At 69.5% G+C, this 22,580-nt stretch carries 24 protein-coding genes; 12 read left to right on the top strand and 12 right to left on the bottom strand.

From position 1 onward, the window contains the following. Nucleotides 1–121 precede the first annotated feature (121 nt). Complete coding sequence (locus I4Q55_RS13465; RefSeq protein WP_206787921.1) at nt 122–2,626, top strand: RNA helicase; 2,505 nt, start codon at nt 122–124, stop codon at nt 2,624–2,626. Nucleotides 2,627–2,719: 93 nt separating this feature from the next. On the opposite strand, the gene I4Q55_RS13470 is transcribed toward I4Q55_RS13465, so the two are convergent. Beyond that, nucleotides 2,720–3,310 (bottom strand): NADPH-dependent F420 reductase, encoded by a 591-nt coding sequence (locus tag I4Q55_RS13470; RefSeq protein ID WP_206787923.1) that lies wholly within the window; start codon nt 3,308–3,310, stop codon nt 2,720–2,722. Nucleotides 3,311–3,378: 68 nt separating this feature from the next. Between I4Q55_RS13470 and I4Q55_RS13475 the strand changes: the two genes are divergently transcribed. Further along, a complete protein-coding gene (locus I4Q55_RS13475) occupies nt 3,379–3,705 on the top strand; it encodes a helix-turn-helix domain-containing protein (RefSeq protein WP_206787925.1) in 327 nt (108 codons plus the stop codon). Here I4Q55_RS13475 and I4Q55_RS13480 read toward each other — a convergent pair. Next, nucleotides 3,593–4,276: a hypothetical protein gene (locus tag I4Q55_RS13480; protein ID WP_307793200.1), complete on the bottom strand. Its 684-nt coding sequence runs from the start codon at nt 4,274–4,276 to the stop codon at nt 3,593–3,595. The two genes, I4Q55_RS13475 and I4Q55_RS13480, sit on opposite strands and share 113 nt — an antisense overlap. A gap of 217 nt (nt 4,277–4,493) precedes the next feature. Next, nucleotides 4,494–5,441 (bottom strand): sugar-binding transcriptional regulator, encoded by a 948-nt coding sequence (locus I4Q55_RS13485; RefSeq protein ID WP_206788104.1) that lies wholly within the window; start codon nt 5,439–5,441, stop codon nt 4,494–4,496. Between the two features lie 167 nt (nt 5,442–5,608). Here I4Q55_RS13485 and I4Q55_RS13490 point away from each other — a divergent pair, with 167 nt between their 5' ends. From I4Q55_RS13490 to I4Q55_RS13505, 4 genes are read left to right on the top strand one after another with little or no spacing between them, the layout of a single operon-like run. After that, nucleotides 5,609–6,613, top strand: coding sequence for a zinc-dependent alcohol dehydrogenase family protein (locus tag I4Q55_RS13490; protein WP_206787929.1), 1,005 nt, complete (start codon nt 5,609–5,611; stop codon nt 6,611–6,613). Further along, nucleotides 6,600–7,940, top strand: coding sequence for a sugar ABC transporter substrate-binding protein (locus tag I4Q55_RS13495; RefSeq protein ID WP_206787930.1), 1,341 nt, complete (start codon nt 6,600–6,602; stop codon nt 7,938–7,940). The genes I4Q55_RS13490 and I4Q55_RS13495 overlap by 14 nt, the downstream gene beginning before the upstream one ends. After that, complete coding sequence (locus I4Q55_RS13500) at nt 7,940–8,872, top strand: carbohydrate ABC transporter permease (RefSeq protein ID WP_206787933.1); 933 nt, start codon at nt 7,940–7,942, stop codon at nt 8,870–8,872. Before I4Q55_RS13495 ends, I4Q55_RS13500 begins: the two co-directional genes overlap by 1 nt. Beyond that, nucleotides 8,869–9,702 (top strand): carbohydrate ABC transporter permease, encoded by an 834-nt coding sequence (locus tag I4Q55_RS13505; RefSeq protein ID WP_206787935.1) that lies wholly within the window; start codon nt 8,869–8,871, stop codon nt 9,700–9,702. The genes I4Q55_RS13500 and I4Q55_RS13505 overlap by 4 nt, the downstream gene beginning before the upstream one ends. 37 nt (nt 9,703–9,739) lie before the next feature. Here I4Q55_RS13505 and I4Q55_RS13510 read toward each other — a convergent pair whose 3' ends face one another. The 3 genes from I4Q55_RS13510 to I4Q55_RS13520 are packed head-to-tail and all read right to left on the bottom strand — an operon-like array spanning nt 9,740 to nt 12,395. Continuing rightward, nucleotides 9,740–9,934, bottom strand: a complete 195-nt coding sequence (locus tag I4Q55_RS13510) for a ferredoxin (RefSeq protein ID WP_206787937.1) — start codon at nt 9,932–9,934, stop codon at nt 9,740–9,742. A gap of 36 nt (nt 9,935–9,970) precedes the next feature. Further along, nucleotides 9,971–11,161: a cytochrome P450 gene (locus I4Q55_RS13515; RefSeq protein ID WP_206787939.1), complete on the bottom strand. Its 1,191-nt coding sequence runs from the start codon at nt 11,159–11,161 to the stop codon at nt 9,971–9,973. 10 nt (nt 11,162–11,171) lie between these two features. Beyond that, nucleotides 11,172–12,395, bottom strand: coding sequence for a cytochrome P450 (locus tag I4Q55_RS13520; protein ID WP_206787941.1), 1,224 nt, complete (start codon nt 12,393–12,395; stop codon nt 11,172–11,174). Between the two features lie 178 nt (nt 12,396–12,573). Here I4Q55_RS13520 and I4Q55_RS13525 point away from each other — a divergent pair, with 178 nt between their 5' ends. Both I4Q55_RS13525 and I4Q55_RS50155 read left to right on the top strand, forming a co-directional pair. Beyond that, nucleotides 12,574–13,218: a TetR/AcrR family transcriptional regulator gene (locus I4Q55_RS13525; protein ID WP_206787943.1), complete on the top strand. Its 645-nt coding sequence runs from the start codon at nt 12,574–12,576 to the stop codon at nt 13,216–13,218. A 292-nt stretch (nt 13,219–13,510) separates the two neighbouring features. After that, nucleotides 13,511–14,164, top strand: coding sequence for a hypothetical protein (locus tag I4Q55_RS50155; protein WP_307793201.1), 654 nt, complete (start codon nt 13,511–13,513; stop codon nt 14,162–14,164). Between the two features lie 20 nt (nt 14,165–14,184). On the opposite strand, the gene I4Q55_RS13535 is transcribed toward I4Q55_RS50155, so the two are convergent. From I4Q55_RS13535 to I4Q55_RS13555, 5 genes are all read right to left on the bottom strand, one after another. After that, nucleotides 14,185–15,078, bottom strand: a complete 894-nt coding sequence (locus I4Q55_RS13535) for an IS982 family transposase (protein WP_206787947.1) — start codon at nt 15,076–15,078, stop codon at nt 14,185–14,187. 136 nt (nt 15,079–15,214) lie between these two features. Further along, on the bottom strand, nt 15,215–16,081 hold the full coding sequence (locus I4Q55_RS13540) for an aldehyde dehydrogenase family protein (protein ID WP_206787950.1): 867 nt from the start codon (nt 16,079–16,081) through the stop codon (nt 15,215–15,217). Then, nucleotides 16,074–17,507: an aldehyde dehydrogenase family protein gene (locus tag I4Q55_RS13545; RefSeq protein WP_206787952.1), complete on the bottom strand. Its 1,434-nt coding sequence runs from the start codon at nt 17,505–17,507 to the stop codon at nt 16,074–16,076. The genes I4Q55_RS13540 and I4Q55_RS13545 overlap by 8 nt, the downstream gene beginning before the upstream one ends. Beyond that, nucleotides 17,507–18,481 carry a deoxyribose-phosphate aldolase gene (deoC, locus tag I4Q55_RS13550; RefSeq protein WP_206787954.1) on the bottom strand — a complete coding sequence of 325 codons (975 nt, stop codon included), beginning with the start codon at nt 18,479–18,481 and terminating at the stop codon, nt 17,507–17,509. The genes I4Q55_RS13545 and deoC overlap by 1 nt, the downstream gene beginning before the upstream one ends. Nucleotides 18,482–18,691: 210 nt before the next feature. Further along, nucleotides 18,692–19,303: a DUF1707 domain-containing protein gene (locus I4Q55_RS13555; RefSeq protein WP_206788105.1), complete on the bottom strand. Its 612-nt coding sequence runs from the start codon at nt 19,301–19,303 to the stop codon at nt 18,692–18,694. A gap of 85 nt (nt 19,304–19,388) precedes the next feature. Here I4Q55_RS13555 and I4Q55_RS13560 point away from each other — a divergent pair, with 85 nt between their 5' ends. From I4Q55_RS13560 to I4Q55_RS13570, 3 genes are read left to right on the top strand one after another with little or no spacing between them, the layout of a single operon-like run. Further along, on the top strand, nt 19,389–19,811 hold the full coding sequence (locus I4Q55_RS13560) for a protein-tyrosine phosphatase family protein (RefSeq protein ID WP_206787955.1): 423 nt from the start codon (nt 19,389–19,391) through the stop codon (nt 19,809–19,811). Between the two features lie 5 nt (nt 19,812–19,816). Beyond that, nucleotides 19,817–20,440: a uracil phosphoribosyltransferase gene (upp, locus tag I4Q55_RS13565; RefSeq protein ID WP_091304537.1), complete on the top strand. Its 624-nt coding sequence runs from the start codon at nt 19,817–19,819 to the stop codon at nt 20,438–20,440. A gap of 34 nt (nt 20,441–20,474) precedes the next feature. Further along, nucleotides 20,475–21,416, top strand: a complete 942-nt coding sequence (locus I4Q55_RS13570) for a pentapeptide repeat-containing protein (RefSeq protein WP_206787958.1) — start codon at nt 20,475–20,477, stop codon at nt 21,414–21,416. A gap of 26 nt (nt 21,417–21,442) precedes the next feature. Here I4Q55_RS13570 and I4Q55_RS13575 read toward each other — a convergent pair whose 3' ends face one another. Continuing rightward, complete coding sequence (locus I4Q55_RS13575) at nt 21,443–22,045, bottom strand: TetR/AcrR family transcriptional regulator (RefSeq protein WP_206787960.1); 603 nt, start codon at nt 22,043–22,045, stop codon at nt 21,443–21,445. Nucleotides 22,046–22,129: 84 nt separating this feature from the next. Here I4Q55_RS13575 and I4Q55_RS13580 point away from each other — a divergent pair, with 84 nt between their 5' ends. Further along, the gene (locus I4Q55_RS13580; RefSeq protein ID WP_206787962.1) at nt 22,130–22,531 is read left to right on the top strand and encodes a MerR family transcriptional regulator; all 402 of its coding nucleotides are present in this window, start codon (nt 22,130–22,132) and stop codon (nt 22,529–22,531) included. The last annotated feature ends 49 nt before the right edge of the window (nt 22,532–22,580 follow it).

A 22,580-nucleotide genomic window follows, 5' to 3' on the forward strand; every position in this document is an offset into this window, starting at 1 on the left:
CGCGCGGGACCGGAAGGATCACCCAGTCGACGCGCGGTACCGCGAAGCCTACGGGTTTCCCACTCGCGATGCGATCGCCCCTGCCGACTTTGCGACGAGCGGATGGCACGATGGACGCCTGATGACTCTCACAGACCTCCTGCCTGCGGATCCCGACCCCGACGCCCTCTTCGAAGCCTTCACCACCTGGACGGCCGAACGGGGCATCGAGCTGTACCCGGCGCAGGAGGAGGCGGTGATGGAGGTCGTCTCCGGATCGAACGTCATCCTGTCGACGCCGACCGGCTCCGGGAAGAGCCTCGTCGCCGTCGGCGCGCACTTCACCGCGCTCGCCCAGGGCCGCCGCAGCTACTACACCGCGCCCATCAAGGCCCTCGTCTCGGAGAAGTTCTTCCAGCTCATCGACATCTTCGGCGCCGACAACGTCGGGATGATGACCGGCGACTCCAGCGTCAACCCGGACGCCCCGATCATCTGCTGCACGGCCGAAATCCTGGCGAACATCGCGTTGCGGTTCGGTGCCGGCGCGCCCGTCGGGCAGGTCGTGGCCGACGAGTTCCACTTCTACTCCGAGCCCGACCGCGGCTGGGCCTGGCAGGTGCCGCTGCTGGAGCTCCCGAACGCCCAGTTCGTCCTGATGTCGGCCACCCTGGGCGACGTCTCCTTCTTCGAAAAGGACCTCACCCGCCGCACCGGCCGCCCGACGGCGGTGGTGACGTCGGCGCAGCGCCCGGTCCCGCTGACCTTCCGGTACGCGCTGACGCCGCTGCACGAGACCATGTCCGAGCTGCTCAACGGCGGTCAGGCGCCCGTCTACGTCGTGCACTTCTCGCAGGCCGCGGCCATCGAGCGGGCGCAGACGCTGATGAGCATCAACGTGACGTCGAAGGCCGAGAAGGAGGCCATCGCCGAGCTGATCGGCGACTTCCGGTTCGCCGCCGGCTTCGGCAAGACGCTCTCGCGGCTGGTCCGCCACGGCATCGGCGTCCACCACGCCGGCATGCTGCCCAAGTACCGCCGGCTGGTCGAGACCCTCGCCCAGTCCGGGCTGCTCAAGGTGATCTGCGGGACCGACACCCTCGGCGTCGGCATCAACGTGCCGATCCGGACCGTCGTGTTCTCCGCGCTCACCAAGTACGACGGCGTCCGCCAGCGGCACCTCAAGGCCCGCGAGTTCCACCAGATCGCCGGCCGCGCCGGGCGGGCGGGCTACGACACCGACGGCTACGTCGTCGTCCAGGCGCCCGACCACGTCGTCGAGAACGCCAAGGCCCTCGAGAAGGCGGGCGACGACCCGAAGAAGAAAAAGAAGATCGTCCGGAAGAAGGCCCCGGAGGGGTTCGTCAACTGGACCGAGAGCACGTTCGACCGGCTCATCGCGGCCGACCCCGAGCCGCTGACGTCCAGCTTCAAGGTCTCGCACTCGATGCTGCTGAACGTGATCTCGCGGCCGGGCAACGCGTTCGACTCGATGCGCCACCTCCTCGAGGACAACCACGAGGACCGGGCGTCCCAGCGCAAGCTGATCCTGCGCGCCATCGCGATCTACCGGGCGCTGCTCGCCGCCGGCGTCGTCGAGCGACTGTCCGAACCGGACGAACAGGGCCGGATCATCCGGCTCACCGTCGACCTGCAGTTCGACTTCGCGCTCAACCAGCCGCTTTCGCCGTTCGCGCTGGCCGCGATCGAGCTGTTCGACCTGGATTCGCCGAGCTACGCGCTCGACGTCGTGTCCGTTGTGGAATCCACAGTGGACAACCCGCGGCCGGTGCTGTCGCAGCAGCAGTTCAAGGCGCGTGGCGAGGCCGTGCAGGCGATGAAGGCCGAGGGCATCGAGTACGACGAGCGGATGGAGCTGCTCGAGAACGTCAGCTACCCGAAGCCGCTGGAGGAGCTGCTCCAGGGCGCGTTCCACAGCTACCGGCAGGGCCACCCGTGGGTCGCCGACTACGAGCTGTCGCCGAAGTCGGTCGTGCGCGACATGTACGAGCGCGCGATGAACTTCGTCGAGTACATCGGCTTCTACCAGCTCGCCCGGTCCGAGGGCCTCGTGCTGCGCTACCTCGCCGACGTCTACGACGCGCTGCGCCACACGGTCCCGGACGAAGCGAAGACGGAGGCACTGCAGGACCTGATCGAGTGGCTCGGCGAGCTCGTCCGCCAGGTCGACTCGAGTCTCCTGGACGAGTGGGAGGCGCTGCGGCACCCGACGGAGGAAGGCCCGGTGTCGCACCGGCCGCCGGAGCCGCCGCCGGCCGTCACGCGCAACGAGCGCGCGTTCCGCGTCCTGGTCCGCAACGAGCTGTTCCGCCGGGTCGAGCTGTTCGCGCGGCGGGCGTGGTTCCCGCTCGGCGAGCTGGACGCGGCTTCGGGCTGGGACGCGGATGCGTGGCAGGAAGCGATCGAGGACTACTTCGAGGAGTACGAGACGCTCGGCACCGGCCCGGACGCGCGCGGCCCGCAGCTGCTGATGATCGAACAGCTGCCGGACGTCTGGAAGGTGCGCCAGATCTTCGACGACCCGGCGGGCGACCACGACTGGGGCATCAGCGCCGAGGTCGACCTGGCCGCGTCGGACGAGGCCGGGATGGCGGTCGTCCGGGTGACCGAGGTGGGCGCGCACTAGCCGGGTTGCGCTCAACGGCGCAACCCGGCGGCCCGGTTTCGCGTTAGCGTGGAGGCTTCGCGACCCAGGAGGGGACCATGGTGGAATACATCATCATCCTGTAGGGGCGATCGGGGTCAGGATCGCCTGGGCGTCCTCCCCGGCGAACCAGAGCCCGATGGCGAACGCCGCCGTGGCCTCCAGCAGGGCCGCGCGGTCCAGGCCGCCCGCGGGAACCGGCTTGGCGCCGACGTCCCGGACCAGCGTGCTCACCGTGTCGAGCGCCGCCGGGTCGTCACCGCACAGCGGGACCGAGAGGGGACGGCCGCCGAAGACGGGCGGGGTCATCCGCCAGACGTCGACGTGGGCCAGATTGAACGCCTTCACGACGTGGGCGTCCGTGGCGATTCGCGACGCCACCGGGGCGCCCGTCAGTGCCGGGTCGTTGGTGCAGTCCACCAGCACCTTCCCCGGCAGCGGCCCCGCCTCGGCGAGCACCTCGCCGATCGCGGCCGCGGGGACGGCCAGAAGCAGCACGCCGGCGAAGGCGGCCGTCTCGCGCCACGATCCGGTCGCGGCGCCGAGCCGCGCGGCCAGCGGGCCGGGGTCCGACCGGCCGCTCACCATCAGGTCGTGGCCCGCCCGTGCCCACCGCGTGCCGAGCGCGTCCGCCATCCCGCCCGTGCCGAAGATCCCGATCCGCATGCGTCCTCCTTGTGCTTGGCTGGTACCAGCACGACGGTAGGAACCCGGGAAGGAACCGAACGGTAACCATGGACTTCCTCGCGGATTGCCGGACGCGGCTCGCGTTCGACCTGGTCGCCAACACCTGGAACCCGGTGGTGCTGTGGGCGCTGCGCGACGGGCCGCGGCGGCACGTCGACCTGCGGCGGGCCATCGGCGGCGTCAGCGCGAAGGTGCTCACGGAAACCCTGCGGCGTCTGGAGTTCGACGGCCTCGTCGAGCGGCGCGAAGGCGCGTACGCGCTTACGCCGTTGGGTGAGACGCTGCTGGGGCCGATCGAGGGCTTCGGGCGCTGGGCCGCTGAGCACGGCGACGACGTCGTCGCCGCTCAAACGCGAGCAACACGATCAGCATGATCAGCTCGAACGCGGGCATCGGGAAGCCGAGCAGGATTCCGGCGGTGACGTCCGCGGCGGCCGCGCCGATGCCGGCGACGAACACCCACGTCGGCGCCGTGAGTGGCTTCGCCGCCGGAGACCACGGGGTCTTCTTCCACGGCTTGGTCACCGAAAGCCACGCCTGGAACGCGAGCGCGCTCGCCATCAGCGCGGTGCCGGCGACCTGGGACCAGGTCACGGTGGCGGCGCCGGCGGCGACGTCGTGCAGCCGGGGGGAGAGCAGGAAGATCCCGCCGTAGAACTGCACCACCGTCAGGACGAACTTGGTCAGCACCCACCAGTGCCGGAAATAGCCCCAGGCCGTGGCGCCCGCGAGCAGCAGGCCGGTGAAGATCGCGACGTTCGCCATCGGCGCGAGCACGACGGAGTCGAGCACTTCGGCCATGGACGTCGCGGCCGGAGCCCGGCCGGGGCTGGTCAGGGCGACCACCATCAGCACCATCAGCCCGGCGGCCTGGCTCATCCAGGTCACCGAGGACACGATGTGCAGCCAGACGACGGCCTGGCGCCAGCGAGGAGAAGTTTTCACGTCCTCCAGGCTCGCCGAGCGACGTCGCGCGCACATCGGGCCGGACCCGGGTTTCGCCCCGGACTCGCCGGGATCGGGTTTGCGTCCGCCGGAGTACGTCGCGGAGGCGGCCGTACGTCCGGGGGAGTAGGGCCGCAACCCGGATCTCGCGTGATGGGGCGCGGATCTCGCGTGATTGGAGGGGTATCTCGCGTGATTGGGCGGGCATCATGCGTGATCAGCGGGGCATCACCGGGTTCTTCGCCGCGAGAGCCAGCAGGGGGACCGCGGCCGCGGCGTCGGTGATGAGCGTCGAGACCATGCCCGAGCGCAACACCGCGTCCACCGCCGCCGCTTTCGGGCGGCTGTAGCCCAGGGCGATGACCTCCGGGACCGCCATCAGCTCCTCGTGGCTGATCGCCAGGACGTGGTGGGCCAAGCCGGTCGAGAGAGCGTTTCCCGACGCGTCGAAGAGGCGGGCCGCGACCTCCGCCGTCGCGCCGCGGGCCGCGATCGCCGCCCGCTCGGCCTCGTCCAAGGCGTCGTAGACCGTCGACTCGCCCGGCTGCCACGCGCCGATGCTGACCACCGCCTTGGTCAGGTTCCGGAACTGGCCGAAGGTCTCCGCGATCCCCGGCTGACGCCGCAACGTCTCGGTCGTGCGGCGGTCCGGCAGCACCAGCGGCCCGAAGATCGGGTACGCGTCGCCGCCGGACACCGACGTCACGCGGCTGACCGTCTCCACCGAGCGGCCGCGCATGTCCATCCCGGCCTGCACCCCGCAGAGCTGGACGATCGGGCACCGCGGCAGCGACCGGACCGCCTCCGTCATCGCGTTCACCGACCGCGCCCACGACAGCCCGATCACGTCCGACGGGACCGCGATCTCCTCCAGCAACCGGGCCGCCAGCGCGCCGATCTTCGCCCGGACGACCCCCTTCGGCTCCCGCTCGGTTGAGCGTTCGAGCACCAGCGCCCGTTCCAGGCCGTACGCCGAGCGCACCTCGTCCGACAGCGCCAGGTCCACCGGCGCCGGCAGCGAGAACTCCACCCTGACCAGCCCGGACTCCATGGCCGTGTCGAGCATCCGCGCCACCTTGAACCGGCTGACGCCGAACTCGTCGGCGATCTCCAGTTTTGAGCGTCCCTGCACGTAGAAGCGCCGGGCGACGGTGGCGAGCAGCATCGCTTCGGTGAGCGAAGCGCCCTTACGAGAAGCGCTCACCTGAGCATAATAGCGCGAAATCCAGCCGAAAGGTTGACGTAATGCCGACGTCAGACCTGTAATGCCTTCACGTGTTCTCGACGCCATAGGTCAATGTTGCTCGTTTGAGCGCGAGGAAGGGGCAAGGCATGCGCGCCGCCATCGTCGACCGGCCCGGTGAGATCAGGGTCGGCGAGGTGCCCGATCCGAAACCCGGGGAACACGAGGTCGTCGTCAAGGTCGGAGCGTGCGGCATCTGCGGCACCGACCTGCACATCGCGGACGGGCACTTCCCGCCCACGCCGTACCCGATCGTCCCCGGGCACGAGTTCGCCGGGGAGATCGTCGAGCTCGGCGCGGACGTGCCGGGCGAGTGGAAGGTCGGCGACCGGGTGGCCGTCGACCCGTCGCTGTTCTGCGGCTACTGCGGCCCGTGCCGCGCCGGCCACGGCAACCTCTGCGCGAACTGGGGCGCCACCGGCGACACCGTCAACGGCGCCTTCGCCGAGTACGTCGCCGTCCCGTCGGCCACCTGCTACCGGATGCCCGACGCGATGACCTGGGAACAGGGCGCGCTGGTCGAGCCGGTTTCCTGCGCGGTGCACGGCGTCCGCCGCGTCGGCGTCGAGGCCGGCGAACGCTTCCTCGTCGTCGGCGCCGGGACCATGGGGCTGATCATGCAGCAGCTGCTGCAGCGTTCGGGCGCGCAGGTGACGGTGGTCGATCGCAACGAAGCCCGCCTGCCCCGCGCGAAGAGCCTCGGCGCCGTCGCCACCGCGGCCGATACGAAAGACCTGAACGGCGAGAAGTTCGACGTCGCCGTCGACTGCACCGGCGCCGCGCCCGCCATCGAAGCCGCCTTCGACGCGATCCGGCGCGGGGGACGGCTGCTCGTCTTCGGCGTCGCCCCGGCCGAAGCCCGCGTCGCGCTCTCGCCGTTCCGCATCTACAACGACGAAATCACCGTCGTCGGCTCGATGGCCGTGCTGCACAGCTTCGGCGCCGCGCTCGACCTCGTCGCGAACGGCGCGATCGACACCGGCGCGCTGCTCACCGACACCCTGCCACTGGAGCAGTACCCCGAGGCGCTCGCCAAGATGCGCAGCGGCGCTGGCCTCAAGGTGCAAGTCCTCCCCGGAGGTGGCCGTGCGTAAGCTCCTCACCCTCTTCGCGGCGACGTCGCTGCTGGCCACCGGCTGCGCGGGCGCCGGCTCGCTCGGTACCGGCAGCAGCACGCTCGTCATCGCGATCGTGTCCAACCCGCAGATGAAGGACGCGATCGCGCTCGCACCCGAGTTCGAGAAGGCCACCGGCATCGGCCTGAAGTTCGTGTCGCTGCCGGAAAACCAGGCCCGCGCGAAGATCACCGCGTCGACCGCCACCGAGGGCGGCGAGTTCGACGTCGTCATGATCAGCAACTACGAAGCCCCGCAGTGGGCGGCCAACGGCTGGCTCGAGAACCTCGAACCGCACATCGCGGCCACCCCCGGCTACGACGAAGGCGACTTCATCCCCAGCATCAAGCAGTCACTGTCGTACGAGAACCAGCTGTACGCGGTGCCGTTCTACGGCGAGTCGTCGTTCCTGGCCTACCGCAAGGACCTCTTCGAGAAGGCCGGGCTCACCATGCCGGCCAAGCCGACGTGGCAGCAGATCGCCGACTTCGCCGCGAAGCTCGACGACAAGGCGAACGGCGTCGCGGGCATCTGCCTGCGTGGCAAGCCTGGCTGGGGCGAAAGCCTCGCGCCCTTCACCACCGTGGCCAACACCTTCGGCGCCCAGTGGTTCGACCAGAACTGGAACGCCAAGCTGACGTCGCCGGAGTTCACCGCGGCCGCGAACTTCTACGTCAACCTCATCCGCGAGCACGGCGAAGTCGGCGCCTCCAGCGCCGGGTTCTCCGAGTGCGGCACGCGCTACACCCAGGGCAACGCCGCGATGTGGTACGACGCGACGGTCATGGCGGGCACCAACGAGGACCCGGCGAGCAGCAAGATCGTCGGCAAGTCCGGCTACGCGCCCGCGCCGGTCGTCAAGACCCAGGCCAGCGGCTGGCTCTACACCTGGGCCCTGGGCATCCCGAAGGTGGCCAAGGACAAGGACGCGGCCTGGAAGTTCATGGCCTGGATGACCGACAAGGCGTACGTGCAGAAGGTCGGCCAGACCTACGGCTGGAACCGCGTGCCGCCGGGCGTGCGGAAGTCCACCTACGACATCCCCGAGTACGCCGACGCGGCGAAGGCCTACGCGAAGCCCACGCTGGACGGCATCGCGGACGCGAACCAGCAGAAAGTCATGGCGAACCCGGTGCCCTACCCCGGCATCCAGTTCGTCGGCATCCCCGAGTTCCAGGACCTGGGCACCCGGGTGAGCCAGCAGCTGTCGGCGGCGATCGCCGGCCGCGAATCCGTCGAAGACGCGCTGAAGCAGTCCCAGGACTACGCGCAAACCGTGGGCGACTCGTACAAGGCGGTGCAGTGATGTCCACGCTCTCCGTTTCCACACCGAAGTCCACCTCGCACGCGAAGGTCGAAGAGAAGCGCGGCCTGAGCACCGCGGCCAAGCGGCGGCTCCCGCTACTGCCCGCGCTGCTCTTCGTCGTCGCGGTGACGCAGCTGCCGTTCCTGCTCACGGTGTTCTACTCGTTCCAGTCGTGGAACCTGGTCCGGCCGGGCTCGCGGCACTTCGTCGGCCTGCAGAACTACGTCGACGTCTTCAGCGACACGACGTTCCTGGTCGCGCTGCTCAACACGGTGCTGCTGACCGTCGTGTGCGTGTTCGTCGCGCTGCTGCTCGGCCTCGGCCTGGCGATCCTGCTCGACCGCAAGTTCCTCGGCCGCGGCGTCGTCCGGACGCTGCTGATCACGCCGTTCCTGATCCTGCCGGCGGCCGGCGCGCTGCTGTGGAAGACGACGATGTTCGACCCGACCTACGGGCTGCTGCACTTCGTCTTCGGCACCGATGTCGACTGGCTCTCGGAGTTCCCGCTGGCGTCGGTGATGGCCCAGATCGTGTGGCAGTGGACGCCGTTCATGATGCTGCTGATTCTCGCGGGCCTGCAGAGCCAGGCCAAGGACGTCCTCGAAGCGGCCAATGTGGACGGTGCCGGGCGGTGGCGGACGTTCGTCTCCATCACCCTGCCGCACCTGTCCCGGTTCCTGCAGCTGGCGACGCTGCTGGGCGCGATCTACATCGTGAACAGCTTCGACGCCATCTTCCTGATGACCCAGGGTGGCCCGGGCACGGCGAGCACGAACCTGCCGTACTACATCTACCAGCGCGCGTTCGAAGGCTTCGACGTCGGCCAGTCGTCGGCGATGGGCGTGGTCGTGGTCATCCTGACGATGATCGTCGCGACCTTCGCCCTGCGCCTGATGTTCCGGACGTTCTCGGTGAGCGGAGGGATCAAATGACCACGGTTGCTCCCCGCAAGCGGGCTTACGGCAAGGGTTCGCTGACCGTCGCGACCTGGATCATCGCGATCCTGTTCGTCTTCCCGCTGCTGTGGATGATCCTCACGGCGTTCAAGCAGGAGGCCGACGCCTACACCGACCCGCCGAAGCTGTTCTTCACCCCGACGTTCGACCAGATCGGCAACGTCCTGGGCGGCGGGTTCCTGCCGTACCTGTCGAACTCGGCGTTCGTCACGATCCTCTCGACGCTGCTGGTGCTGCTCCTCGGCGTCCCGGCGGCGTACGCGCTGTCGCTGGCGCCGGTGAAGGGCACGTCGAACGCGCTCGGCTTCTTCCTGTCGACGAAGATGCTGCCGATCGTGGCGGCGATCATCCCGCTGTACGTGATCTCGCAGAACACCGAGCTGCTCGACACGGTGTGGGCGCTGGTCATCCTCTACACGTCGATGAACCTGCCGCTGGCCATCTGGATGATGCGGTCGTTCTTCCTCGAGGTGCCGCACGAGATGATCGAGGCGGGCCGGATCGACGGCGCCAACCTGCCGACACTCCTGCGCAAGATCATCATGCCGGTGGTCGCGCCCGGGATCGCGGCGACGGCGCTGATCTGCGTGATCTTCTCGTGGACGGAGTTCTTCTACGCGGTCAACCTGACGGCGGCCCGCGCCGGAACTGTGCCGGTGTTCCTGGTCGGGTTCATCACCAGCGAGGGCCTGTACTGGGCACAGCTGTCCGCGGCCGCGCTGCTGGCTTCGCTGCCGGTGATGATCGTGGGGTGGATCGCGCAGAACCACCTGGTCCGCGGCCTGTCGATGGGCGCGGTCAAGTAACGCGTGAGGGCCACCTCGCGGTGGCCCTCACGGCGTGTCACTCCTGCAGGGAGAGGGCCTGGCTCGGGCAGACGTGCACCGCTTCCCGGGCCTTCTCGACCAGCTCGCCTTCGGGCTGGTCGTCGAGCACGATGACCGTGCCGTCCTCCTCGCTCTGGTCGAACAGCGAGGGCTCGGTGAGTACGCACTGACCGGCGCCGACGCACTTGCCGGTGTCCGCGATGATCTTCATGGTCCTCTTCTCCTGTGGTGGTGTGGCAGTTCGTCTCTACCAGGTCACCGGCAACCGGTACAGGCCGTAGATGTTCGCGTCGTCCTTGAACGGCAGGTCGTCGACCGGCGTGGCCAGCTTCAACCCGGGGATGCGGCGGAACAGCGTGTCGAAGACGATCTGCAGTTCCATCCGGGCCAGGTTCTGGCCGAGGCACTGGTGCGGGCCGAACCCGAAGGCGACGTGGTGGCGGGCGCCGCGCTCGATGTCCAGTTCGTCGGGGTTTTCGAACGCGCTTCCGTCGCGGTTGGCCGCGTAGCCCAGCGCCAGCACGCCCTCGCCGGCCCGGATCAGCTGCCCGCCGACCTCGACGTCCTCGACGCAGAGCCGCGCGGTGGCGGCGTCGACGATGGTGAAGTACCGCAGCAGCTCCTCGACGGCGTCGAGTGTCTTGCCCGGGTCGGCCTTGACCAGGGCCAGCTGGTCCGGGTTCTCCAGCAGCCCGACGGTGCCCAGCGAGATCATGTTCGCCGTCGTCTCGTGCCCGGCGACGAGCAGCAGGAACCCGGTCGCGGCCAGCGACGCCCGCCGGTAGGTGCCCTCCTCGCGCAGCTTGACGATCTGCCTGCCGAGCAGGTCGTCCGGCGGGTTGTCCTCCTTCCCGGCGATGAGGTCGCTCATGTACTCGCGCACGGCCTCGACCGCGGCCCGCCGTTCCTGCGGGGGCGTGTCGCGGTTGATCAGCTTCGCCGTGTGGGTCTGGAAGAAGTCGTGGTCGGCGTACGGCACGCCGAGCATCTCGCAGATGACCAGCGACGGCACCGGCAGCGACAGCGTCTCGACCAGGTCGCCCGGCTTCGGGCCGGCCAGCAGCGCGTCGATCCGCTCGTCGACGATCTCCTGGATCCGCGGCCGCAGCTCCTCCATCCGGCGCACGGTGAACTCGCCGAGCACGGCCTTGCGGGCCGGCCCGTGCTCGGGCGCGTCCATGGTGATCATCGTGCGCTCGTCGTCCGGCCGCCGGAACCCGGGCACCAGCTGCGGGAAGTCCGGGTGCTGGCGGTCGGCGCTGAACCGCCGGTCGTTCAGCACGGTCCGGACGTCCTCGTGCCTGCTGACCACCCAGGCCTGCTTGCCCTCGGGCAGCCGCACGCGGGTGACCGGCTCTTCCTCGCGGATCTCGGTGTACGCCGGTGGCGGGGCGAACGGGCACGTGCGCGTCATCGGGAATTCGTGGACTGCGGTCATGGCGTTCCCCTCACCAGGTCACGGGCAGGCAGTAGAGACCGAAGATCGACGAGTCGTGCTTGAACGGCAGCTGGTCCACCGGTGCGGCCAGCTTGAGTTCCGGGATGCGGCGGAAGAGCGTGTCGAACACGATCTGCAGCTCCATCCGGGCGAGGTTCTGGCCCAGGCACTGGTGCGGCCCGAAGCCGAAGGCGACGTGGTGGCGCGCGCCGCGCTCGAGGTCGAGGTCGTCGGCGTTTTCGAACGCGGTTTCGTCGCGGTTGCCGGAGTAGCTCAGCCCGAGAACGCCCTCGCCTTCGCGGATCAGCTGCCCGCCGAGCTCGACGTCCTCGGTGGCGACGCGCGAGGTCGCGAACTCGGCGATGGTGAAGTACCGCAGCAGCTCCTCGACGGCATCGAGCGTCTTGCCAGGGTCGTTCTTGATGATCTCGAGCTGGTCCGGGTTCTCCAGGAGCGCGACGGTGCCGAGGGAGATCATGTTCGCCGTCGTCTCGTGGCCGGCGATGAGCAGCAGGAAGGCCATCGAGACGAGCGAGTCGTGGTCGACGTCGCCGTGCTCTTCGCGCTGCTTGAGGATCTGGCGGCCGAGCAGGTCGTCGGTCGGGGCGGCCTCCTTCGCCGTGACGAGCCGGTCGAGGTACTCCTGCAGCTCGTCGACGGCCTTCATCCGGGTGTCCTGGTCGACCTCCCGGTTGAGCAGCGTCGAGCTGCGCACCTGGAAGAAGTCGTGGTCGGCGTAGGGGACGCCGAGCAGCTCGCAGATGACCAGTGACGGCACCGGCAGGGACAGCGCCGAGACCAGGTCAGCCGGTTTCGGGCCGGCCAGGATCGCGTCGATGTGCTCGTCGACGATCTGCTGGATCCGCGGCTGCAGGGCCTTCATCCGCTTGACGGTGAACTCGCCGACGACCTCGCGCCGGGCCGCGCCGTGCTCCGGGGGGTCCATGTTGATCAGCGACGGCGTGAACCCGGGCCGCCGGACCTGGCGGCCGTCCTTCGTGAGGATCGGGAAGCCGGGGTTGAACCGGTCGGAGCTGAACCGCGGGTCGGTCAGCATCTGCCGGACGTCCTCGAGCCGCGTCACCGCCCACGCCTCCTGGCCGGACTGCAGCGTGACGCGGTGGACCGGGCCGGCCTCGCGCAGCTTCTCGTAGGCCGGCGGCGGGGCGAACGGACAGGTGCGGGGCAGCGGGAAGGTGTCGTCCCGCGTCGCGGGCTCGGCCAATTCGGTCATTTCGGACCCCCTAAATCGGACGGAAAGTATGCGGAGGATTACATTCCGGTTCTCCTGTCCAAGGTACCCAAGCGGAAGGAAGTCGTCCACTAGGCGTCGCTACCCGATCGAGGAGGCAGTGCGTGGCCTGGTGGCCATGCGAGAATCACCCCGCGCGATTCAGCGGAAGGCGAACGGCATGACGGCAGACCCCGAGACCACCCTGCGGGCGGACGCGCGGCGCAACCGCGACCAGATCCTGGCCGCCGCGAAGAGCATCTTCGCCGTTTCCGGTCCCGAGGTGCCGATGGAGGAGATCGCCCGCGCGGCCGGCGTCGGCGTCGGCACGCTGTACCGGCGCTTCCCGGACCGTGACGCGCTGGTCCGCGCGGTCGCCATGGACAACTTCGAGCGGGTGCTGATCGACGCGCGCGTGATCGCGGCCGAGGAGACGTCGTCGTGGCAGGCGCTGGAGCGGCTGTTGCGGCACTCGGTGGAACTGCAGCTGAGCGTGCAGCTGGCGATGGTGTCGCACCGGGCGCTGGTGATCCTCAAGAGCGACCCGGAGGTCCGCCGGCTGCGCGACGAGATCCTGGCGGTCCTCGACGGCTTCGTCGAGGGCGCCAAGGCCGAGGGCAGGCTCCGCGACGACGTCGGCGCCGGCGACATCGCGATCCTGTTCGCGACGCTGCTCCGCCAGGCGCGCGCGAAGTCGCCGGAGGTGGCCGAGATGGCGGCCCGCCGCTGCGTCGGCATCATGATCGACGGGCTCAGCGCGCGGCCGGGTTCGGCGCTGCCGGGCCGGCCGATCACGTCGCAGGACCTCGATCCCGAGCTCGAGTGATTTCGCTGATTTCCGTGTTAAGGTTCCGCCTCGTTCTGCCGGAATTGCAGCTGCGGGCGGGAAAATGCGACGAAGAACGCTGGCCGTGTTGTTGGCGATTTCCTTTCCGGTGCTCGCCGGGTGCGGCGGCCCGCCCGTCGACGGCGTAGCGGCGGCCGCCGCCCCGGCGTCGCTGCCGGCTCCGGTGCCGTCGTCGTCGGCCGCCGCCTCTTCCGCCACACCGGCCACCTCGGCGCCCCCGACGTCCCGACCTGCGCCTCCATCGACCCCACCGCCGCCGTCGACTGCTCCGGTGCGAAACTGCCGAAGCCCGGAGTTCACGACGAGTGACCCCGACGGCGGCTGGTCGGACGGCGGCTACTACGTCCACAACAACATGTGGAACACCGAGGAAGCGGGCCCGGAAACACTGCGGGCGTGCGCGTACGACAACTGGTACGTCGAATCCACCCAACCCGATTCGACGTCGGTGAAAACCTACCCGAACGTGCACAAGGACATCAACAACCTGAACGGAAAACCGTTCAACGACTATTCGGTGATCAAATCCACCTTCGCCGGCCGCGGCCCGGGCACGGGGATCTACGACGTGGCGTACGACCTGTGGCTGAACGGCGTGGGCAACGGCCCGGGCGTCACCGAGGTGATGGTCTGGACGGAGAACCACAAGCAGGTCCCGGCGGGCGAGAAGCTGACGACGTACACAGCGGCCGGCTTCACGTACGACGTCTGGGCGGACGACGAGGGGTACGTGGCATTCGTGTCCCGCTCGACGCAGTACGCGGGAACGCTGGACCTGAAGGCGATGATCGCCTGGGCGATCGGCAAGGGCCTGATCCCGCCGAACCCCACGGTGAACCAGATCGGCTACGGCATCGAGTTCTGTTCGACGGGTGGGGGCAAGGCGCGCTTCACGCTGTCGGACTTCTCGGTGACGATGAGCTAGACGAGTAATGCGTAACTCGGTCAGTGGTCGTAGGCGGTCAGTGATCGGGTGGTGGGTTGGCTGGTGGCGCGGTTGTGCCAGATGGCGGCGGTGAGGGCCAGAAGGCGTTGGGCGATGCGGACGCCGACGCCTTCGATGGTGCGTCCGCCGTGCTGTTCCAGATCCAGTTGGCCTTTGAGGGTGTCGTTGACCGACTCGATGAGCTGGCGGATGGACTTGAGCAGCGGTTCGCCGGGATGCGGCCGGCGGTTGCGGTAGGACGGCCGGATCAGCCGGACCCCGCGCTCGTCGAGGAAGTTGTCGAGCTCGCGGGAGACGTAGCCTTTGTCGGCGATGATCAGCAGGCCGGGGCGTTCGGTGAGCAGGTGGGGTTCGTGGTCGCAGATGGCCATGAGCACCTGCCGCTCGTCGACCTTCGGATCGGCCAGCGCCCAAGCGATGGGGAGTCCGGCCGGGGTGCAGACCAGGTGCAGTCGCAGGCCCCAGAACCAGCGGGAGTGGGAGCGGCAGTAGCCGTATTGGGCCCAGCCGGCCAGCTCTGAGCGTTTCACTGTGGGCCGGGATCGGCCGCATTCGACCGGGGTGGAGTCGACGATCCAGGTCGTGTCGGTCCACAGGCCGGTATCGGCTGCCAGCCAGCGCATCACCTGCTTGACCAGCGGCAACGCGGCACGCAGCCGGCGGTTGTAGCCGGACTGGCTGGGCAGGTAGCGGAACGCGCCGGGCATCCGGGCCGGCAGGAACCGCAGCCAGCGGGCCTCAGAGGTGAACCCCAGCAAAGCTTGGGCCACGGCCTGGGTCACCAGCTCGGCGTCGGTCAGCTTCGGTGGTCTGCCCGGTCGGCGCCGGCCTGCGAGGTGGTCATTGATCTTGACGTAGAGTGCGGTGAGAAGGGTGTTCAGGTCTGTCGTCACAAACGGATCTTGGACACCCTTCGTCCGTCTCCGGTCACCACCCAGACTTACGCATTACTCGTCTAGGGCCGGCTGTAGCGCTGGCGGGTCTGCGGGGAGGGGCCGCCACCCAGCGGCGGCGGCCCACTCGCGATCCTCAGACGCCCAGCGGGTGCCAGACCGTCTTCGCCTCCAGGTACCGCCGCAGGCGCGTGAGGTCCGGCGCCGTCGTCCAGTCCGGCTCCGCCTCCGGGACCGTCAGTACCCGCTTCACCGTGTTCGCCGCTTCGCGCGCCAACCCCGGGCGGTCCGCCGGGGCGGCTCCCGTCGGGTCCAGGGCGTTGACGTCTCCGTGGGACGCCAGCCATGGGCCCAGTTCCGCGGCTCGCCCGGTGAGGATGTTCGCCACCCCGCCCGGGACGTCGGACGTCGCCAGGACCTCCGACAGCGTGATCGCCGGCAGGGGCCGCTCCGCGCTCGACACCACCACCGCCGTCGAGCCCGTGGCCAGCACCGGGGCGAGGACCTCGACCAGGCCCAGCAACGACGAGCTCTGGGGCGCCAGGACGCCCACCACGCCCGTCGGCTCCGGGACCGTGAACGAGAAGTACGGGCCCGCCACCGGGTTCGCCGCGCCGAGGACCGTGGCGATCTTGTCCGTCCAGCCCGCGTACCAGACCCAGCGGTCGATCGCCGCGTCCACAATGGACTCGGCCTTTTTGCCGCCGAGGCCTTCCGAGGCCGAGACCTCGGCCGCGAACTGGTCGCGGCGGCCCTCCAGGACCTCGGCCACCCGGTAGAGCACCTGGCCGCGGTTGTACGCCGTGGCCGCCGACCAGCCCGGGAACGCCTTGCGCGCGGCCACCACGGCGTCGCGGACGTCCTTGCGCGACGCGTGGGCCGCGTTCGCCAGGAACTTGCCCTTCGCGTCGGTCACCGGGTACACCCGGCCGGACTCCGAGCGCGGGAACTTGCCGCCGATGTACAGCTTGTACGTCTTGGCGACGGAGATGCGGTCAGACATTCAGGTACGCCTCCAGCCCGGTGCGGCCGCCTTCGCGCCCGAAGCCGGATTCCTGGTAGCCGCCGAACGGGGCGGCGGGGTCGAAGCGGTTGAAGGTGTTGGCCCAGACCACGCCCGCGCGCAGCTGGTTCGCCATCCACAGGATCCGGGAGCCCTTTTCGGTCCAGATGCCCGCCGAAAGCCCGTACGGTGTGTTGTTCGCCTTCGCCACGGCCTCGTCCGGCGTGCGGAACGTCAGCACCGACAGCACCGGGCCGAAGATCTCCTCGCGCGCGATCCGCATCGACTGGTGGACGTTCGCGAACACCGTCGGGGCGAAGAAGAACCCGCGGTCCGGGACCGGGCACGGGCTGGTCCAGCGCTGCGCGCCCTCGGCGTCACCCGACTCGACGAGCCCGCGGATCTTGGCCAGCTGCTCGGCCGAGTTGATCGCGCCGATGTCGGTGTTCTTGTCCAGCGGGTCGCCGATGCGCAGCGTCGAGACGCGGTAGCGCAATTTTTCGAGGACCTCTTCGGCGATGGACTCCTGCACCAGCAGGCGCGAGCCCGCGCAGCAGACGTGCCCCTGGTTGAAGAAGATGCCGTTGACGATGCCTTCGACGGCCTGGTCGAGCGGGGCGTCCTCGAACACGATGTTCGCCGCCTTGCCACCCAGTTCGAGGGTCAGCTTCTTCGGCGTGCCCGCGACCTGGCGCTGGATCGCCTTGCCGACCTCGGTCGAGCCGGTGAAGGCGATCTTGTCGATGTCGCCGTGCTCCACAAGGGACGCGCCGATGTCGCCGGCGCCCGGCAGGATGTTCACCACGCCCGGCGGCAGCTCGGCCTGCTGGCAGATCTCCGCGAACACCAGCGCGGTCAGCGGCGTCGTCTCGGCCGGCTTGAGGACGACGGTGTTGCCGGTGGCCAGTGCCGGGGCGATCTTCCAGGCCAGCATCAGCAGCGGGAAGTTCCACGGGATGATCTGCCCCGCGACACCCAGCGGCCGCGGCGAAGGCCCGTAGCCCGCGTACTCCAGCTTGTCGGCCCAGCCCGCGTGGTAGAAGAAGTGCGCGGCCGCCGTCGGGACGTCGGAGTCGCGCGACTCCTTGATCGGCTTGCCGTTGTCGAGGCTTTCCAGCACCGCCAGCTCGCGCGAGCGCTCCTGGATGAGCCGCGCGATGCGGAAGAGGTACTTCGCGCGCTCGGTGCCCGGCATCTTCGACCAGACGCTCGTGTAGGCCTTGCGCGCGGCCTTCACCGCGATGTCCACATCGGACTTCGACGCGGTGCCGACCTCGGCGAGCACCTCTTCGGTGGCCGGGTTGACCGTCTTCAGCGGCTCACCCGAGCCGTCGACGAATTCGCCGTTGACGAACGGCTTGTAGGAGTCCTTGAGGTTCGCGATGGCCCGGGATTCCGGCGCCGGCGCGTATTCGAAAACGGGCATCAGTCCACCGTCACGTAGTCGGGGCCGCTGTAGTGGCCGTCCACCTGGGTGCGGCGCTGCAGCAGCAGGTCGTTGAGCAGGCTGGACGCGCCGAAGCGGAACAGGTCCGGGGTCAGCCACTGCTCGCCGGCGACCTCGTGCACGGCGACCAGGTACTTGATCGCGTCCTTCGTCGTCCGGATGCCGCCCGCGGGCTTGACCCCGCGCAGCTCGCCGGTCAGCCGGTGCCAGTCGTGCACGGCCTGCAGCATGATGTGGGTGACCGGCAGCGTCGCGGCGGGGGAGACCTTGCCGGTGGAGGTCTTGATGAAGTCGCCGCCGGCCAGCAGCGCCAGCCACGACGCGCGCCGCACGTTGTCGTAGGTCGCCAGCTCGCCGGTCTCGAGAATGACCTTCAGGTGGGCATCACCGCAGGCGGCTTTGACGGCCTGGATCTCTTCGAAGACCGCCATGTAGCGGCCTTCGAGGAAGGCACCGCGGTCGATCACCATGTCGACTTCGTGCGCGTCCGCGTCGACGGCGATCTTGGTGTCGGCCAGCTTGATCTCGCGGCTGGTCCGTCCGGCGGGGAAGCCGGTGGCGACGCTCGCGACGTGGACGCCGCTGCCCTTGAGCGCTTCGACGGCGGTGGCGACCAGGTCGGGGTAGACGCAGACGGCGGCGACGCGCGGGGTGTCCTGGCGTTCCGGGTCGGGCCGCACGGCCTTCGCGGCGAGCGCCCGGACCTTGCCCTGGGTGTCGGCGCCCTCCAGGGTGGTCAGGTCGACCATGGAGATGGCGGTGTCGATGGCCCACCGCTTGGCGTCCTTCTTGATGCTGCGCGTGCCGAGCCCCGCCGCGCGCTGCTCGACGCCGACCTGGTCGACACCGGGCAGCCCGAGCAGGAAGCGGCGCAGGCTCGCGTCGTCGCGAGTCGCGTCCACCAGCGGCGCCGGGGTGTCCGGCGCCGCTGACGTGCTGGTCGTGGCTGTCATGCGCCTGAGTCTAGGCGGCGGGTCCGACAGTTCGCGGCGGCCGGAGGCGGGTCACCCGGTGTGACGCCCCAGGCTTCTTGTGTCACCTGCGTCAAGCGCCCCAATGTGGCCTTGGTTGCGTTGAACGCACCGAAGGCCACATTGGGTGCGTTGAACGCACCGAAGGCCACATTGGGGCGCTCGAGGCCGGGCCGGTCCGGGTCAGGCCGGTCAGGACTCGATTTGCGGCGGTTCGGCCCGCTTCGCCGGCTTCCGGTACACGACGACCCCGCCCCAGAACGCCAGGCCGTTGATCTTCACCGTCGGGGCCGTGGGCGGTGCCGGCGGTGCTCCCGACTTGTCCTCCAGCACGAACCCGCCCATCAGGCCCAGGCCCGTCACGTCCACGTTGATGTCGTCCGGGACCGTGATCTGGATGCCGCCCATGATGGCCACCGCGGTGATCGTGCAGTGCCGGTCCGCGAAGCGCGCCTGCCGCAGGTCGATCTCCGTGCCGCCCCAGAACGCGAAGCTGTTGTGCTGCGGGGGCAGGACCCAGCTGCCCTTGCGGACCGCGCCCGACAGCACGCCGATCGACACTGGGCTGCCCGGGTGGCCGCCGACGCGCTGGTCGGGGTAGCCCAGCGCGCGGGTGGTCGCCGGCTCGACGGCCGCCGAGGTGACCGGCAGGTCCGCCGTCACCGGCTTCAGCTCGCCGAGCGTTTTCGCCGCGTAGACCGTCGAGAGCCGCTCTTCCAGCTCGTTCACCGTGATCCGCCCTTCGGAGAGGGCGTTGTGCAGCACCTGGGCGACGCGTTCGCGGTCCGCGTCGGAAGCCCGCATCTGGTCGGGCGTCAGTTCGCTCACCCGGCGTAGCTTATCGGCGAAAACCACCCAGCGTGTCCATCTTCCGTAGGACACTGGGCCCATGGTCGAGTTTCCCGATGGCACCCGCGTACACGGACGCGGGCTGCGGCGCCCCCGCCCCGACGGACCCACGCCCGATTTCGGGCTCTACCTGGGGACGAGCCGGCTGCGGCGCAAGCACGGCGGTGGCATCAGCTGGCCGCACGAGTGGGTCACCTGGCCCGACTTCCTGCTGCCCACCCAGCCTGCCGACGCCCGCGAAAAGATCAAAGCGCTCCACGAACGGGCGAAGACCGAGACCGTCGAAGTCGCCTGCTACGGCGGCGCGGGAAGGACCGGCACCGTGATGGCCTGCCTGGCGGTCCTCTCCGGCGTCCCCGCCGGCCAGGCCGTCGCGTGGACAAGGGAGCACTACCACGAGCGAGCCGTCGAAACGCCCTGGCAGCGCGGCTGGGTGAAGAGCTTCGCGAAACAGCTAGATTGACCCGCATGGATGTGCACGTCGTCGACCACCCCCTCGCGAAGGCCCGGCTCTCCACGATGCGCGACGCGCGCACCGACAGCGCCGCGTTCCGGGCCGCGCTGCACGAGCTCACCGTCATGCTGGTCTACGAAGCCACGCGCGACGTGCCGGTGAAGATCGAGAAGATCCACACGCCGGTGGCGCGCACCGACGGCTACAAGCTCGCCAAGCCGCCGCTGCTGGTCCCGGTGCTGCGCGCCGGGCTGGGCATGGCCGACCAGGCGCACAAGCTGATCCCGGACGCGCAGATGGGCTTCGTCGGCCTGGCGCGCGACGAGGAGACGCTCAAGCCGACGCCGTACCTGGAGTCGCTGCCGGAGTCGCTCGCCGACCGGCCGGTGCTGGTGCTCGACCCGATGCTCGCCACCGGCGGCTCGATGGAGTACACGATCCGCCTGCTCACCGACCGCGGCGCCGACGACGTCACGGCGATCTGCGCGCTGGCGGCCCCGGAGGGCCTGGCCCACCTGGAGAAGACGGGCCTGCCGGTCCGGGTGGTCACGGCGAGCATCGACGAGCGCCTGAACGACTCGGGCTTCATCGTCCCGGGCCTCGGCGACGCGGGTGACCGGCAGTACGGCGCCGTCTGAGCCGGTGCCGGTGCTGAAGTGGCGGTGGATCGCCGTGACCGCCGTCGCGGTCGCGGCGCTCACCGCCGGGCTGCTGTGGCTGTTCCTGACCTGGTCCGGACAGCCGAACGCGCCGGTGCGCATCGACGCGGTCAAGACGGCCTTCGGCGTCGGCGCGGGCGCCGGCGGCGTGTTCGCGCTCTGGCTCGCGACGCGCCGCCAGCGCACGCTCGAGCTGCAGCTGGCCGAGACGACCCGCGTCGCGTCGGTGACCGAGCGCGACCTGGAGGAGCGGCGCGTCACCGAGCTGTACACGAAGGCGGTCGAACAGCTCGGCAACGACAAGGCGCCGGTCCGGCTCGGCGGGCTGTACGCGCTGGAGCGGCTCGGGCAGGACAACCCGAAGCAGCGTCAGACGATCGTGAACGTGCTGTGCGCCTACCTGCGGATGCCCTTCGAAGGCCCGCAAAAGGGCATCCGCGGTGCGGACGCGGTGCAGCAGGAGGAGAAGACGGTCGACTACGACGCGGCCGAGCTGCAGGTCCGCCTCGCCGCGCAGGAACTGCTGAAGACCCACCTCGCGGCGGACCACCCGGCGTTCTGGCCGGGCATGTCCATCGACCTGCAACGCGCGACCCTGGTCGACTTCCGGTTCAGCGGCTGCGAGGTGCAGGCCGCGGACTTCAGTCACGCCCGGTTCGTCGGCGCGGTGCACATGCAGAAGACCACCTTCCACCAGCGCGTGGGTTTCTACGGCACGGAGTTCACCGCGCTGGCGAACTTCGACCGGTCGGACTTCGACGGGGGTGCCTTCTTCTCCTGGGCACAGTTCCGCGGTGTCGCCCGCTTCGCGCGGACGTCCTCGATCGGTGGCCTGCGGTTCCACCACACGACATTCGCCGCGGAGGCGGTGTTCGAGCGGAGCAAGCACGAGTTCGACCTGGAAGGCGCGACGTTCGCGGTCGAGCCGGAGCTTCCTCAGGCCGGCGCCAGGTAGCGCTCCCGCTCCCACGTAGGCGTCGTTCAGCGGCGACCAGGTCGCAGCCAGCCGGAGGCGTTCGCGCGCAGGGCCGCTTCGTACGAGGTCGTGACGTCGAACTCCTCCGGCAGGTTGCCGGTCAGCTCCAGTGACACCAGGCCGTGCACGATCGCCCAGCAGCCGACCGCGACGGTCTCCGGGGGGACGTCGAGGAAGACGCCGTCGGCGATGGCCTTGCGGATGACGTGTTCCAGGGGCTTGAGCGTTTCGCGGGCGAGCTTCTCGGCGTCTTCGTTGGGCTCGAAGCCCGGGATCGACCTGGTGAACATGATCCCGTACAGGTGCGGGTCGGCCAGTGCGCTCGTGCGGTAGGCACTGCCCAGCGCGACGAGGTCCTCGACGGCGTCGCCGGTCAGCGTCGTCCCGGCCATCCGGGCGCCGAAGCGGCGGAAACCCTCGGTGAAGAGGGCGTTCACCAGGTCGGGTTTGCTGCCGAAGAGCGAGTACACGGCGGTGGTCGACGTCCCGGCGTCGGCGGCCAGCTTGCGCAGGGAAAGCGCCTTCGGCCCGTCGGCGGCGATGAGCTCGCCGGCCCGGTCGAGCAGCTTGAGCCGGAGCGCTTCGTCGTGCGTGCGGGGTCGCGCCATGCACAGAGCGTATCGGAACGGTGTTATGGAAAGCGAGCGCCAAGATTTGACCTGGAGTGCACTCCAGGTCGTACTGTCGGGCGCATGAGCTACTCGATAGCGGAAGCCGCGCGACGTAGCGGACTGTCGATCGACACTCTCCGGTACTACGAGCGCATCAAACTGCTCGACCCGCCCGCGCGGGACACCGCGGGCCGCCGGGCCTACTCCGACGAAGACCTCAACTGGCTGGGGTTCCTGACCAAGCTGCGCACCACCGGGATGCCCATCAAGAGCATGCGCGAGTACGCGTCGCTGCGCCGCCACGGCGTCGCGAGCGCGGGCCGCCGCAAGGCCCTGCTGGTGGAGCAGCGGCGGTCGGTCGCCGAGCGGATCGCCGAGCTGCAGGGCTGTCTCGACATCCTCGACTACAAGATCGAGAACTACGACCGGATCGAGCAGAAGGCGCTCGGCATCGAACCCGGCATGGAGGGAATTTCCGCGTGAAGAACAGGAAACTGGGCGGCCTGGAAGTCGGCGCCCAGGGGCTCGGCTG

The organism is Amycolatopsis sp. MtRt-6, assembly GCF_017308975.1.
GTDB lineage: Bacteria > Actinomycetota > Actinomycetes > Mycobacteriales > Pseudonocardiaceae > Amycolatopsis.